Source organism: Bacillus horti, assembly GCF_030813115.1.
Taxonomy (GTDB): domain Bacteria; phylum Bacillota; class Bacilli; order Caldalkalibacillales; family JCM-10596; genus Bacillus_CH; species Bacillus_CH horti.
Window position 1 is genome coordinate 62,868 of record NZ_JAUSTY010000016.1, and the last position, 13,252, is coordinate 76,119.

At 39.5% G+C, this 13,252-nt stretch carries 12 protein-coding genes; 2 read left to right on the forward strand and 10 right to left on the reverse strand.

Features of this window, described 5'->3' with window-relative positions:
* Positions 1 to 31 precede the first annotated feature (31 nt).
* The 6 genes from J2S11_RS16635 to J2S11_RS16660 form a co-directional block, all read right to left on the reverse strand.
* On the reverse strand, positions 32 to 1,204 hold the full coding sequence (locus J2S11_RS16635; RefSeq protein WP_307396415.1) for a sugar ABC transporter permease: 1,173 nt from the start codon (positions 1,202 to 1,204) through the stop codon (positions 32 to 34).
* A gap of 15 nt (positions 1,205 to 1,219) precedes the next feature.
* Positions 1,220 to 2,740, reverse strand: a complete 1,521-nt coding sequence (locus J2S11_RS16640; protein ID WP_307396417.1) for a sugar ABC transporter ATP-binding protein — start codon at positions 2,738 to 2,740, stop codon at positions 1,220 to 1,222.
* Positions 2,741 to 2,813: 73 nt separating this feature from the next.
* The gene (locus J2S11_RS16645) at positions 2,814 to 3,923 is read right to left on the reverse strand and encodes a sugar ABC transporter substrate-binding protein (protein ID WP_307396419.1); all 1,110 of its coding nucleotides are present in this window, start codon (positions 3,921 to 3,923) and stop codon (positions 2,814 to 2,816) included.
* A 260-nt stretch (positions 3,924 to 4,183) separates the two neighbouring features.
* The gene (gene xylB, locus J2S11_RS16650; protein WP_307396421.1) at positions 4,184 to 5,680 is read right to left on the reverse strand and encodes a xylulokinase; all 1,497 of its coding nucleotides are present in this window, start codon (positions 5,678 to 5,680) and stop codon (positions 4,184 to 4,186) included.
* 28 nt (positions 5,681 to 5,708) lie between these two features.
* The gene (gene xylA / locus J2S11_RS16655; protein ID WP_307396423.1) at positions 5,709 to 7,040 is read right to left on the reverse strand and encodes a xylose isomerase; all 1,332 of its coding nucleotides are present in this window, start codon (positions 7,038 to 7,040) and stop codon (positions 5,709 to 5,711) included.
* A 38-nt stretch (positions 7,041 to 7,078) separates the two neighbouring features.
* Positions 7,079 to 8,209, reverse strand: coding sequence for a M24 family metallopeptidase (locus J2S11_RS16660; protein ID WP_307396425.1), 1,131 nt, complete (start codon positions 8,207 to 8,209; stop codon positions 7,079 to 7,081).
* Positions 8,210 to 8,383: 174 nt separating this feature from the next.
* Between J2S11_RS16660 and J2S11_RS16665 the strand changes: the two genes are divergently transcribed.
* Positions 8,384 to 9,598 carry an ROK family transcriptional regulator gene (locus J2S11_RS16665; RefSeq protein ID WP_307396427.1) on the forward strand — a complete coding sequence of 405 codons (1,215 nt, stop codon included), beginning with the start codon at positions 8,384 to 8,386 and terminating at the stop codon, positions 9,596 to 9,598.
* Positions 9,599 to 9,668: 70 nt separating this feature from the next.
* On the opposite strand, the gene J2S11_RS16670 is transcribed toward J2S11_RS16665, so the two are convergent.
* From J2S11_RS16670 to J2S11_RS16680, 3 genes are all read right to left on the reverse strand, one after another.
* On the reverse strand, positions 9,669 to 10,040 hold the full coding sequence (locus tag J2S11_RS16670; protein ID WP_307396429.1) for a DUF3139 domain-containing protein: 372 nt from the start codon (positions 10,038 to 10,040) through the stop codon (positions 9,669 to 9,671).
* 204 nt (positions 10,041 to 10,244) lie between these two features.
* Positions 10,245 to 10,667: a CBS domain-containing protein gene (locus J2S11_RS16675; RefSeq protein WP_307396430.1), complete on the reverse strand. Its 423-nt coding sequence runs from the start codon at positions 10,665 to 10,667 to the stop codon at positions 10,245 to 10,247.
* Between the two features lie 156 nt (positions 10,668 to 10,823).
* Positions 10,824 to 11,414 (reverse strand): DUF420 domain-containing protein, encoded by a 591-nt coding sequence (locus J2S11_RS16680; RefSeq protein ID WP_307396432.1) that lies wholly within the window; start codon positions 11,412 to 11,414, stop codon positions 10,824 to 10,826.
* Between the two features lie 354 nt (positions 11,415 to 11,768).
* Here J2S11_RS16680 and J2S11_RS16685 point away from each other — a divergent pair, with 354 nt between their 5' ends.
* Positions 11,769 to 12,005 (forward strand): DNA alkylation repair protein, encoded by a 237-nt coding sequence (locus J2S11_RS16685; RefSeq protein WP_307396434.1) that lies wholly within the window; start codon positions 11,769 to 11,771, stop codon positions 12,003 to 12,005.
* Between the two features lie 37 nt (positions 12,006 to 12,042).
* Here J2S11_RS16685 and J2S11_RS16690 read toward each other — a convergent pair whose 3' ends face one another.
* The gene (locus J2S11_RS16690; RefSeq protein WP_307396436.1) at positions 12,043 to 13,137 is read right to left on the reverse strand and encodes a Y-family DNA polymerase; all 1,095 of its coding nucleotides are present in this window, start codon (positions 13,135 to 13,137) and stop codon (positions 12,043 to 12,045) included.
* Positions 13,138 to 13,252 lie beyond the last annotated feature (115 nt).

Sequence of the window (13,252 nt, forward strand, 5' to 3'; positions counted from 1 at the left end):
TCATAGCATAGGCAGCTGAGGAAGGTAGAGTTTACCTTTTTTTACGTGTTAATACATCAAAGATTACTGCACCTGCTAGTACTCCTCCACGAATCATATATTGATAGGAAATACCAACCCCAAGTAGATTCATTCCATTGGTCAGTGATGCCATAACCACCGCACCGATAATAGCCCCTGTTACTTTTCCAACACCACCAGCAGATGAAACCCCACCAACATAAGCGGCAGCAATGGCATCCAATTCAAATAATGTTCCAGCTGTCGTTGTTGCAGCCTGCAGCCTTGAAGTAAAGAGAATGCCCGAAAGAGCAGCTAGCATCCCCATTGAGCCAAACACGATATAGGTGATTTTTTTCACGTTAATACCACTTAAATGTGCGGCTTCAGGGTTACTACCAACGGCATAGATATGCCTTCCTAGAACCGTTTTCTTTGTAAAAAAATGATAGACTACAACAACTAGAAGCATAATCATAACTGTCCAAGAAAAGCCGTTATATCCTGCTAGAATCCATGTAACATAAGCAATAATAGAAGAAATAAAGGCGAGCTTTAAAATGAAAATAGGTTTAGAGATAACCTCAAAGTCATACTTTATCTTATTACGTCGAGTAGAGATCTCACTAAGTATATAAAGGAGAATCCCAACCAATCCTACTAACAAAGTAAGAAGATGCAAGCCATTTATCTCAAGCAAAGACGGGATATAACCGTTCCCAATTGCATTGAAATGGCTATCTTGAATGATGATTGTCCCAGTTCTTTCAGTGACCTGTAATAACGCACCTCGAAATATTAGCATCCCAGCAAGTGTAGCCACAAAGGAAGGTATCCCAATTTGAGCAACCAACACTCCATTAAAAAGACCAATAGCTGCTCCAATGATTAAAATAATGGGGATGGTGAACCATACCGAAACACCAGCCTGCGTTAATAAAATAGCCGCAATAGCTCCTAAAAAACCTGCTGCATAGCCTACAGATAAATCAATGTGCCTAATCACAATAATTAGTGTCATCCCTACAGCAAGTACGGCGATGTAGCCAGCGGAATCCAATAAGTTACTTATATTCCTTGATGAGATAAACAAGCCGTCCGTCATGAATGTAAAGGTAACAATAATAACAAATAAGGCAATATACATTCCGTAATCACGGATATTTTCACGAATTAATGTTTTTGCTTCTTGAAAAACACCCATATCCTTCAGTCCCCCCTATTGTGTTGCAAGCTCCATGATTTGTTCCTGATCCGCTTCTTCAATCGGGATTTCTCCTTTTATTTGTCCCTGAGCCATCACATAAATCCGATCACTCATTCCAAGCACTTCGCCCAGCTCAGAAGAGATCATGACAATACTCAATCCTTGTTCAATTAATTCGTTCATAACGGTGTAAATTTCAAACTTAGCCCCAACATCAATTCCTCGAGTAGGCTCATCCAAAATTAAGAGCTTTGGGCCAACAAAGAGCCATTTTCCTACTGAAACCTTTTGTTGATTCCCACCGCTCAAATTTCCTACTAACTGTTCAAGGGAGGATGCTTTAATATGAAGAGAAGCTTTATATCGTTCGGCCACTTTAATTTCCTCATTGACGTTAATAACCCCATTAGTGGCTATACCATGAAGATTAGCAGCAGAAATATTGCTTTTAATATCCTGTAATAGAAACAAACCATCATCCTTACGGTCTTCTGTAACATAAGCGATCCCTGCTTTAATGGCATCTCTTGGATGATTTAAAGATGTACGCATGCCATTCCAAAACAGTTCTCCTTCAAGCTTGTAGGACTTAGCATTCCCAAAGAGACTTAGAGCAAGCTCTGTTCTGCCTGAGCCCATAAGACCTGCGATGCCAACAATCTCTCCTTTTTTCACATGCAGATTAACGTTTTTTACAACCTCCCTACCTAGCTGAGGATCATAGGCCGACCAGTTTTTGAGCTCCAATATTCTTTGGTCTTCTGATTTTTTCCTTCGTTTAGGATAGATGTTCTCAATTTCTCGTCCCACCATATTCTTAATAATCACTCTCTCTGAGATTTCCCCCTGCCTTGCGTCCAATGTACAAATTGTTTTCCCATCCCGGATGACGGTTGCTTTATCTGCAATGCTAATGACTTCCTTTAATTTATGAGAAATCATAATACTGGTCATGCCCTGTTCCTTTAATTCCTTTAATAGGGCAAGTAAATTTTCACTATCATTCTCATTTAAAGCGGCTGTTGGCTCATCTAAGATAAGTAATTTCACATCTTTACTTAGTGCTTTAGCAATCTCAACAAGCTGTCTTTTTCCTACACTTAATTCTCTAACCAATGTGTCTGGATTTACATGTAGCTTCACTTTTTTCAACAGCCTTTGGGCTTCAACAATTGTTTTGTTCCAGTCAATATAACCTCCATGCTTGATCTCATTACCAGCAAAGATGTTCTCATACACTGTAAGATCAGGAAATAAGGCTAGCTCTTGATAAATGATGGCGATCCCTGTATCTACACTGTCACTGATTTTGTTAAATTGCTGAACCACCCCTTCAAAAACAATGTCTCCTGTATAGGTTCCATACGGATAAACTCCGCTAAGCACCTTCATTAATGTAGATTTTCCAGCACCATTTTCACCGATTAAACAATGGATCTCTCCTTCTTCCACCTTGAAGCTCACATCGCTTAGCGCCTTCACTCCAGTAAATTCCTTGGAGATATCGTGCATCTCCAAAATATAATGGTTCATCTCTTTACCCCCTTTAACAAAAGCAATGGCTAGAGTAGAAAAAGTGGCGGACAGCCCGCCACCCTTCCTCTGCTTATTCCAGTCCGGTGAACTCACTAGCTTCATAATATTCTGAGTCTATTAGCTCCTGCTTCACATTATTCTGATTAACAACAATAACATCTGTTTGCTTCGCTTCTACTTCTTTCGCTCCATTGTCATATGAGCCAGTAGTTTCTGGAGTATTACCATCCAATATATCAATGGCAATAGATATAGCATCTGTTACAAGAGTACGAACATCCTTAAATACAGTCATAGATTGCTTACCATCAATAATGTATTGAATGGATGCCTTTTCCGCATCCTGACCAGTAACAATATAACTAGAAACCTCTCCATCTGATGCAAACACGTCTGCAATAGCACGAGCTGTTCCATCATTCGGAGCAAGGACAGCTACATCCCCTTTCAAGTCAGGACCTACGGCTGTAAGATGAGTTTGAGCTTTATTAATCGCTTCATTTGGATCCCAGTTTGTAGTGACCTGACCAAGGATTCTACTCATTTGATCACGCGTTAATTCAGCCGAATCCTTTAACGCCTCTGCTTCACTAGAATTGGCAATAACAAACGTTCCATCGGCTATCTTTGGCTGAAGAACACTCCAAGCTCCTTCGAAGAATAAAAAGGCGTTGTTGTCTGAAGCTGCGCCAGCATAAAGGTATAATGGAATTCCAGTCCCTCCTGTTTGATCTATTAAGTATTGTCCCTGTGCTGCCCCTACGGAAACACTGTCAAATGTAACGTAGTAATCTACCGCATCTGTATTCGTAATCAGCCGATCGTAAGAAATGACGGTAATTCCTTCTTTCTTCGCTGTCTCAACTGCAGCACCAGCTGCATCGCCATCCTGTGGGGTAATGATTAGGACATCAATCCCTCTATTAATAAGTGTTTCTACATTTTCTTTTTCTCTTGCTGAAGAGCCCTGACTAAAAAGAATTTCAGTGGTATACTCAGAATCCTCTAGCGCTTCCTTGAAGCGTTGCTCATCCTGCACCCATCTAGGCTCATCCCTTGTCGGTAAGACGATTCCAACACTTACACTACCGCTTCCTCCTGTACTGCTATTACACGCGGCAAGAATCCCACTAAAAAGTAGAGCTACCATTAATAAAGCTGTTTTCCACGATTTATTCATACATATCCCCCTTTGCTATAATAACTACAGCTAAATTATATGAGTGAATCAGGCTAAATGTAAGCGCTATCAATAGCATTCATTTGGTATTATCTGTACTTTTTTGGTGTTTGGGTATGTACATAGAGGAAAAAGCAGAGGAGAAGGGATATAGACCATTAGCAAAAAACACAGACTCAGGAGACTTGAACCTGAATCTGTGCTCTTAAATTTTTCATCATCTATCTATAATCTGTACTCAATAACTTGAAGCATTACGGTTATCTAAAGCTCATTAACTCATCATTAAGCTGCTTAGTCTGCTCATACACCTTTTTATAGAGTAAAAACAATCTTTCATACTTTTCAACGTTTTCCGGAATTGGATCGTAGCTTTTATCGTATTTAATAAATGTATTCGTACATTCCTCTAGGGAGTTAAATAGACCACTACCATACGCAGCAAGTATAGCCGCTCCCAAGGCTGGCCCTTGCTCATTAGCTAGCTTCACAATAGTAGCGTTAAAAATATCTGCTTGTATCTGGAGCCACATTTCATTTTTGGCCCCTCCACCTATAGAAATAATGTGATCGATCTTTTTTCCACTATTCCGGAAGATCTCAACGCTTTCCTGCAAGGAAAACGTAATTCCTTCCAATACAGCACGAGCAAAATCAATTCGCTTATGAGCCGCATCTATTCCGATAAAGCTGGAGCGAATACTAGAATCAGCGTGGGGAGTTCGTTCACCAACTAAATAAGGTGTAAACAAAAGTCCTTTTGCTCCAATAGGGACATCTGCTAAACCAGCTAGTAACTGGTCGAAGCTTTCTGATGCAGCGAACGTTTCCTTAAACCAGCTTAAACTATAACCAGCAGACAGTGTGACACCCATCGTATAAAAGGCATCCTCTTGAGCATGATTAAAGTAATGGATATCACCACTAAAATCTCGATCCTTGGACTCCTCATACGAAAGCACGACTCCAGATGTTCCAATACTACATAGAGTACTTCCATTCGAGATGATTCCAGCTCCAATAGCCCCACATGCGTTGTCTGCTGCACCAGCAAATACCTGAGTGCTTTCGCTTAATCCGGTTAGCCCAGCTACTTCACTAGTCAGTGTTCCAACACAGGCATGGGATTCAACGAGAGGTGGACAAATGGAGTGAGGAATTCCAACAAGCTCACACATTTCCTCACTCCAGCGTTTTTCAGCCACTTCAAGGAGCAATGTTCCCGCTGCATCTGAATATTCACTATGAATATGCCCTGTCAAACGGTATCGCAGATAGTCTTTCGGTAGAAGAAAAACATTAGCTTTTTCAAATAAGTCTGGTTCATGCTCCTTCACCCACAGTAGCTTGGTTAATGTAAACCCTTCTAAAACTGGATTTTTAGTGATTTTCAGAACCTTATCCCGACCAGCTCGATCATAAATCTGCTTACATTGCTCAGTGGTTCTAGTATCATTCCATAATATACTATTTCTAAGCACATTCTTATTATCATCTAGCAGAACTAATCCATGCATTTGTCCAGAGAAGCTCAAACCAACAATTTTACTAGGCTCATCATCAAAGTGGTCCACTAACTCCTTAAGGGCTTCTATTGTTTTCTCAACCCATTCCTCGGGATCCTGCTCACTATAACCTGTTTGAGGCTGTAGTAATGGGTAGGATTTAGAAACCTCTTGAATAATCTCCCCGTCCTGCCTAGCTAATAAAACCTTTACAGCACTTGTTCCTAAGTCAACGCCTATCACATAGTTCATTCAACCACCCCCGTGCTTTTCTATTATTCTACACCTTTACACCGGAGCAAGTCTCTATTAAATAACGATTTATTACTCCTTTAATCGCCTCTTGTCGGCCTGACTTATTCTTAATCTCTCCTTGCTCTAAAGCGTATTGCTCTAGAGTATGAAAGCTCGCTTTACCTTCAACGATCTCAAGCCCAATGCCCTCTGAATAGCTACTGTAACGATCCTCAATAACGTTCTCCAACACTTTATCTTCGATGAGTTGAGCAGCGATCTTCGCTCCGATAGCAAAGCTATCCATCCCTGCAATATGAGCATGAAATAAATCCTCCGGCTCAAACGACCCTCTTCTTACCTTTGCATCAAAATTAAGTCCACCTGATCCAAGTCCACCATTTTTCAAAATCTCGTACATCGCTAAGGTTGTTGAATAAAGGTCAGTGGGAAACTCATCCGTATCCCAGCCTAGCAATGTATCCCCCTGATTTGCATCAACTGAGCCAAGCATACCATGTGTTCTAGCAACGCGAAGCTCGTGCTCAAACGTATGTCCCGCTAGAGTTGCATGATTGGCTTCTACATTAAATTTAAAGTAATCCTTCAGTCCGTAGGATTGTAGAAAAGCTAGACCAGTCGCAACATCAAAGTCATACTGATGCTTTGTTGGCTCTTTTGGTTTTGGTTCAATAAGAAACTGACCTTTAAAACCGATCTCCTTTGCGTAATCAATAGCCATATGGAAGAAGCGTGCAAGATTGTCTAACTCAAGCTTCATATCTGTATTTAGAAGGGTTTCGTACCCTTCACGTCCACCCCAAAAAACATAGTTTTCTGCTCCAAGCTCTAGGGCAATCTCAAGCCCTTTCTTTACCTTAGCTGCGGCATGCGCAAAAACGTCTGCATTTGGAGAAGTGGCTGCTCCATGAACCCACCGAGGATGAGAAAATTGATTAGCCGTGTTCCATAAAAGCTTCGTTTTGCTGCTTTTCATATGCTCCTTAAGTAATGCAACAATTTGATCGAGATTAGCAAACGTCTCTCTTAGTGATCCTCCTTCTGGTGCAATGTCCACATCATGAAAACAATAAAAAGGAACCTGTAGCTTTTCAAACAGCTCAAATGCTGCTTCCACCCGAGACTTCGCTAAATCCATTCCATCATATTGATTCCAAGACCGTTGCATCGTACCTTGACCGAAAGGATCACTACCATCCCCAACAAACGTATGCCAATACGCTACAGAGAAGCGAAGCAGCTCCTCCATCGTTTGCCCCTGAATTTCCTCGTTTGGATTGTAATATTTAAAGGCAAATGGGTTCTCTGAATTTGGCCCTTCATATTCTATCTTTTGAACAGACTGGAAAATCTCCATCTCAATTCCTCCCAAAATTAAATTATTTTTTACATACGTTAATCTAATGTATAAATATCTGGACGACTCAGCTTACAACCTGATGACAGTACAACATTTATTCTTGGCCAGCCACTTTGAGAGCATGTAATAATTTCAGGACCTGATTCTGATGTCAGAATCGTATCCTCGGATTTAGTACCTTGAATAGAAGGATTCCAAGCAAACGCTTGGTTAAGCTGTATAGTCTCGGTGCTAGTAGGAGTAATCAAATAATCTCGGTTCTGATAGCCTATCGCTCCTCCCTGATGATGTAATCTCCATTCATCTGCATAGCCAGCTTCTGCATATAGTACTTTTACCTGCTCAAATAATGCTTTGGTTGAGGCTCCGGCTTGAGTTGCAGTAATCATCTCAGCATCAATTCGAGCCGTATGCTTGAAGCGTTCTTTAGCTTCACAAGGATTTTTTACGTAGATCATTCTAGTCAAAGCAACAATTAGCCCTTTGTAGCTTACGCAGGATACGACCATGCATTTTTCAGTAAAAATTTTAGCTGTAGCAATAGGATGACGGTAGATATCGATTCTATCATCACAGCCTACTAGGGTTACCGTTGGTGTTAATCCAGCAGAAAGGTAAGCTTGATTTAATCCTGCAGCGATATCCCTTTCCGATTGTCCAGGCTTTATTCCCATACAGAAACTCTCTAAAATATCCGTTGCTAGCTCACCAAAATACAGATATCGTTCAAGCTCCAAGCTAGTTAATGAATAACGTAATTGGTTGAGTGCCTCTGTTTCGTCAACTGTACAAGATGAGGTATGATCAGAAGCTATCCTCCCATTTGGAACAGCTTTTCTTAAGGCATCCTCAAGGGATTCAAACCAAGAGTATTCCATGATATCTACAGGCAGATCATACAGCTCTTCCTCCAGTATCCTGCGCTTTTCTATGGTATTAGTAACCAAGCAGAAACGATTCTCTGTTACTAGGATTCCACATTCCCCTTTCATCGTATTGTAAGCCACACCATTATATCCACCACTGGTAAGCCACGAGAAGTGATCTCTACGTTGAAGATAGACCGCAGCATAATTCTTTTCATCTAGGAAAAGCTTTCTTACCTTACTTACCTTTAACTCAATATCCTTTCTTACAACCATACGATTTTCTTTGATTTTCCTCACCTCGCTTTCTTAGTTTATTGAATAAACTAAGTATAAATATTATTTGAAAGCGTTGTCAATATTGTTTTGTTTAGATTTTACTTAAATTATTTTAGCTAACTAACCCTTACAATCCTAGATTGATATATGCTACTATGTTTAAAGGATAAACAGATTAGAAATAGGTGATGTATGATGAATCTTATGACAGGAGATCAGCTCCTCATCAAAAAAATTAATAAATCTATAGTGCTCCAGCTTTTAAGGGATAAGTCTCCCCTTTCCCGTGCCGATATCTCTAAGCTTAGTGGGCTTAATAAAGCCACCGTTTCAAGTCTAGTACAGGAATTAATCATGGAACAGCTTGTCTACGAAATTGGCGAAGGACAATCTAGTGGTGGACGTAAGCCTGTCATGCTTTTTTATAACCATCTAGCCGGATTTTCTATCGGTATTGATTTAGGAGTAAAGGATATCCTTGCTGTGCTTACAGACCTTCAAGGGAACATTATTTATGAACATGATATTTCACTAAATCAAGCAGATCCAGAATATGTTCTTGAGCAGCTTAAGGTGGTCATTCAACTTCTCATTGGAAAAGCTCCTTCTAGTCCTTATGGAGTAGTAGGTATTGGAGTGGGGGTACCGGGAATTGTAGATAAGGAAGGAACGATTTTATTTGCTCCAAATCTAGGCTGGAAAAACATTGATCTTAGAACTCCTCTTTTTGAGGATTTCCAAGTACCTATTATTGTTGAAAACGAAGCGAATTCCGGTGCCTACGGAGAAAAGCTATATGGAGCAGGGAAAAACTCTGAGCATCTCATCTATATCAGCTTTGGTAGTGGAGTGGGAACAGGTGTGATGATTGACAACAAGCTTTTTAGAGGGGCAGCCGGTTTTTCAGGTGAAATGGGTCATTTTACGATTGAAGCGAATGGCAAGAAATGCAGCTGTGGAAACCGTGGGTGCTGGGAGCTCTACACATCAGAAATAGCGTTACTCGAGCAAGCTAGACACTTACAGATTGTAGAAAATCAAGGTTTTGAAGGTCAGCCATCTCTGACATCTTTATCAGATATCACTACACTAAAACGCGCTGCCGAGCAAGGAAATCGTGAGGTGATTCAGCTTTTTAACAGAGTAGGTGAATATATTGGCATCGGGTTCGTAAATCTAATCAATATGTTCAATCCGGAGCAGCTTATCCTAGGAAATCGCTATGCGACCTTGGAAAAGTGGCTTGAACAGCCTATCAAACGTATCTTGGAACAGCGTCTTCAGTCCTATGCCTATGCTAACGTTCAAATTAGCTTTTCTCGCCTAGAGCAGCGTTCCGCTGTTTTGGGTGCAGCCGCTTTTGCTACAGCTCACTTTTCTGATCAGCATAAAGCGACTATACAAGCATAACTCAGCAAGCTCTGAACGTAAGCTTCTTATTAAGTAACAATACATTAAACTGTATAGTTAGGTCAGATTATTAAAAATCATAGGAATCGTAATGGAGCAATTTATTTGTATCAATATCATGATGATTTAGATTAGCTATCTTTCCCTGCTCACTAACTGTATAAGCAAGCTGTCGAATAGATTCTCTTTCAACATATTGATATTGAATATGTGGTTCATCTTCAAAAATGACCCAAACACTTAATAACGGTAGCTTGCCAAATGCTCCATTAACACTTTGGAGCTCATTTTGTTGGTACCCTTTTTCTTCTACAAGGTAATTAACTACGCGATTTTCTAATACATGGAGATTGTACTTTATGAGAGCATAAGGAATTATTAGGAGCAGTATGATAAGAATTATAAAAGAATATAAAAAACTTTTTTTTGTTTTTATTTTCATTAGCCTATACCCCTAATAATAATTAATTATATTAGAAATAGATAATGTCTCTCAATATCTATATCTGAATCTCAAGGCTTCGGTAGACTTAATCTGAATGTAGCTTGAGTGTTAATGGCTACTAGATGTTACAGAAAAGGATCGTTTTAAGCTGTATGTAGCATAAAACAATCCTTTTTTCTCTTTCGGCATATGATCTAAATCCTAAGATAGCTGTTTACCTTCCACAAGAAACTGATTATAGCAATAGTTAATGATCTCTCTTCGACGAATAATTCCAATAAATACTTTGTTATCGTCTACTACTGGAACAAAGTTCTGCTCCACCGCTAGAGAAATCAATCCCCCCATATCCGCATTAATCGGAACTGGCTTTATCTTTTTACGCACAGCAATTTCATGCACACGGATTTGATCCGTTTTTTCGAAAGTTAAATCGCCAGCCTCCTTAATCCGTCTGAGTAGGTCCCCTTCGGTTAAAGTAGCTACATACTTCCCTCTTTGATCAATAATAGGTAATGCCGTATATCTATGATAATCGAGTTTCTCTAACGCCTGTCTCATCGTTGATTCCGGGTGAATATACACAACCTCTTCTTTAGGTAAAAGGAAAAAAGCTACATTCATATATATCATCTTCCTTTACAATAAGTCTGTAGTTCTTTTCCCGTTAGACAGCTACTACCATTATTTTTCCATAAAAGAAAATAATAATCATGATTCTTGTTAGATTAACTGACACCACATTTATTAAAAAGTATAGAATCTAAACTATTGTCTAATTTAATAATATGGAGAAATCATTAGATATATAATAACCCCTGTTAAACTAACATATAACCATAAGGGTAACGTCCAACGGGCAATCTTCCGATGCTTCGGAATTTGCATGTTTAAGCCTCTTGCAACTGTAAGTAATGCTAACGGAACAATCGCTATGGCTAATAAAATATGTGAGATCAGTATGAAGAAATAGATCCCACGAACGATTCCTTCTCCACCAAAAGGAGTGGAATCTGTAATAAAATGATAAACCACGTAATTCACTAAAAACAATGCTGTCGTAATAAAAGCAGCCATAGAAAAGCGCTTATGCAACACTATGTTCTTCTTCATTATAAAGTAATATGAGGCCAATAGAAACACAAAAGTAAAGCTGTTAAAGATAGCATTAAACATCGGCATAATAGACAAATCTAGATGACTTAGCTTATCGTAGCTAGGTAACAAGAATAAAATGGCAATCAGTACATTAATACCAATAGATAACGCAATAATTAAGGGAGTATAGTTTTTTACTTGAACAGCTTTATGACTTTCTTCATTTGGTTTTGCATTGGTCTGCTTCACTTGAGCAGGATTATTCTTAGACATACCTTCGACTCCTCTATAGTTATTCCATTCTTAGCATAGACAACTATAGTAGGAATTACAAGTGTACTCCGGTATTCTTTATTACATCTTTTAGAACTTTTCCCTCCAATCATTTCCTCCAATACTCTCTATTCCCCAGATTCTAGATTTAAAACGTAAAATACAAGTCAAAGAGCTAGATTTTGGAAGAATCTCTGATCAACACTCTTACAGCACCATTCTACAATTGCATTCCTATCCAATAGTAGATATTCCTGAGCTCCACGTTTACAAAGCTATAAAATGGTCAAGAATGCTACTAGCAACATCTGCTCTACACATCATTGTATTCAACAATCGTAAGGAGGTATTCCCATGACTTTATATTGTTGCCCATCCTGTCAAAGTAAATCAAGATTTAATGTCATTAATCAGGTTGTGACTCCGATTAAGGTGAGCTGGCCTACTGGTGAAACCGAAGTTCTTGAACAATTAGAACCGTATCATGTTCAGTATCAGGGTCCAGAAAACCGAATTCAGTGCGGAAGCTGCGGGCTCATTGAAGACGAGCTACGTTTTGAAAAAATGGCTCAAAGAATGAAGCCACAATAAGGTTAATGGCTTTACGAAGGTTAATTAATGGATACCGTTAGCTAAAGTCAGTCCATAGATCGTCAAAGCTAAGCTGCTCAACGTTAACATCCTCTAAATTGCTTAAGCGTACACCGTATAGATATAAGGGAATCTCAAAGATATAATCGTTATAGAGTATTTCTATCTGTTTTAAAATTTCTTCTTTTTTGTTAGTTCCATCTGGCAAGGTTATACTCTTTGTATGGGAGCGTTCACCACGTTCGAGCTTATACACAATAGAGAGAGTTCTTGCCTTTTTCCGTTTCTCCTGTAGCTTCTCAGCCAAACGTTCAATCATAGCCTCAGATGTGCTCAAAATAATTTCAGGACTAGAAGTCATTTCTACAAAAGTTGTTTCCTTCCCTATTGACTTATTACCCTTCACTCTTTCAGGATCCACCACATCAGAGCTTTGACCTAATGCAGCTCTCTGTAACAGCTCTCCCCTCATGCCTAAAAGTAGCTTTAGCTTATACGCATCAACCTTAGCTAAATCTCCAATCGTAACAATATCGTTCCGTTGGAGCTTTTCTGCTGTCTTTTGACCACAGCCATGAAGTCTATAAACAGGTTGGGGATGAAAATAACTACAGTATTGCTTTACCCCCATTTGGACTACACCTCTTGGCTTTTTCACATCAGCTGCCATTTTTGCAACAATTCGATTTGGTCCTACTCCTATGGAGCAAGGCATATGTAGCTTATCCCATAAGGTCTGTTGAATAAAAGCCGTTATCTGCTTAACACTCATTCCATCCTCAACACGTTTCGTAATGTCTACGTACGCTTCATCAATAGAAGCAACCTCCGTATCTCCAATTAAGCGTAGAAAATCCATAATTTTAGCTGAATAGGACGCATACAAACCATGGTCACGCAAGACAAAAATCCCTTGAGGACAACGCTTTTTAGCTTCATAGCTGCTCATTGTTGTGTAGACACCATACTTCTTAGCTTCATAGCTAGCCGCTACAACTAGGCCTCTTCTTTGGTTCGCTAAAGAACCACCAACAATAACGGGTTTACCTCGTAAAGAAGGCTCCACACTTTGATGGCAGCTGGCAAAAAAAGAATTCATATCTGCTAATAAAATGGTTTTTATTTTACCCATAGTATCTACACCTCGGTTGCTCTGAGACTATCTTATACATGCTTAAGACTAAAGCTCATTCGACACTAGACTACCTCTATAACCTACAATTAATCTGCTCTCTAGACCGCCTCTA

Coding starts and splice junctions, on each gene's coding strand:
- J2S11_RS16640 (WP_307396417.1), bottom strand. CDS start 2,740: ATGAACCATTATATTTTGGAGATGCACGATATCTCCAAGGAATTTACT.
- J2S11_RS16665 (WP_307396427.1), top strand. CDS start 8,384: ATGAATCTTATGACAGGAGATCAGCTCCTCATCAAAAAAATTAATAAA.
- J2S11_RS16645 (WP_307396419.1), bottom strand. CDS start 3,923: ATGAATAAATCGTGGAAAACAGCTTTATTAATGGTAGCTCTACTTTTT.
- J2S11_RS16680 (WP_307396432.1), bottom strand. CDS start 11,414: ATGTCTAAGAATAATCCTGCTCAAGTGAAGCAGACCAATGCAAAACCA.
- xylA (WP_307396423.1), bottom strand. CDS start 7,040: ATGGAGATTTTCCAGTCTGTTCAAAAGATAGAATATGAAGGGCCAAAT.
- J2S11_RS16690 (WP_307396436.1), bottom strand. CDS start 13,137: ATGGGTAAAATAAAAACCATTTTATTAGCAGATATGAATTCTTTTTTT.
- J2S11_RS16685 (WP_307396434.1), top strand. CDS start 11,769: ATGACTTTATATTGTTGCCCATCCTGTCAAAGTAAATCAAGATTTAAT.
- J2S11_RS16670 (WP_307396429.1), bottom strand. CDS start 10,040: ATGAAAATAAAAACAAAAAAAAGTTTTTTATATTCTTTTATAATTCTT.
- xylB (WP_307396421.1), bottom strand. CDS start 5,680: ATGAACTATGTGATAGGCGTTGACTTAGGAACAAGTGCTGTAAAGGTT.
- J2S11_RS16675 (WP_307396430.1), bottom strand. CDS start 10,667: ATGAATGTAGCTTTTTTCCTTTTACCTAAAGAAGAGGTTGTGTATATT.
- J2S11_RS16635 (WP_307396415.1), bottom strand. CDS start 1,204: ATGGGTGTTTTTCAAGAAGCAAAAACATTAATTCGTGAAAATATCCGT.